General features: G+C 41.8%; 1 protein-coding gene. It reads right to left on the bottom strand.

The annotated features are described in order from the left end of the window. The coding region (locus I6F49_RS20260; RefSeq protein WP_197181753.1) for an IS110 family transposase at positions 1-530 on the bottom strand (530 nt) is incomplete at its 3' end. Between the last annotated feature and the right edge of the window lie 198 nt (positions 531-728).

Raw genomic sequence — 728 nt, 5'->3', positions numbered from 1 at the left:
GCTATCATATCTTCAATTGACTGAGTAACTCGAGTAGATGCACCTGAGAAACCAACAGCTTCATAACGATTTTCTTCGCGACGTAAGTCTTGCTCAAGTGCTTCAAGTCTACGCGTCATTACTTTTAACTCTCTCGCTTCAACAGGCTCAGGCTGCCAACTTAAAAGTGAGTGCTGTTGGTCATGACCATAACGAGCAAGCATTGTGGCGTCTGACTTGTCTGTCTTATGGACAAGCCCTAATGAACTTGCGTACTGTTTTGCTTTACCAGGATTTACATGTAATAAAATAAATCCTTGCTCGTATAGGAAATACATCAGCGGCTCGCTATAAACACCTGTGGGCTCTGTTGTAATAACAATGTCTTGTGCTTTTAAATTTGTATTCTTTATCAACCAGGCAACTAACTCTTGATAGCCCTGCGGGTTATTTTTAAAAATCTTCGTTTTCTTTTTACTTTTGACTACATCGCGTAGCCAGGAAATATCTAACTTTTCTTTACCCACATCAATGCCAATAAAAGCTTTCATCTCTATCTACTCCCCTTGTACATGCAGCGTCACCCTTAGTTGGGGCGCTAGGATACCATTCAGTTTAATTGAGGTTAGGAAGTCAGGGCTCAATCTACGTCACAGCATTTTCACACTCTGGTTGGGTACGAGCTCACTGTCTTCCCGATGTGACAAGTGCTAGCTAAACACTCATCAAGAAGAGATACAAGGTTGGGT

It is taken from the genome of Pseudoalteromonas sp. SWN166 (assembly GCF_015864485.1).
Classification (GTDB): Bacteria; Pseudomonadota; Gammaproteobacteria; order Enterobacterales; family Alteromonadaceae; genus Pseudoalteromonas.
The sequence above is the reverse complement of the archived record's forward strand: the minus strand, read 5'-3'. Positions and strand labels throughout refer to the sequence as shown.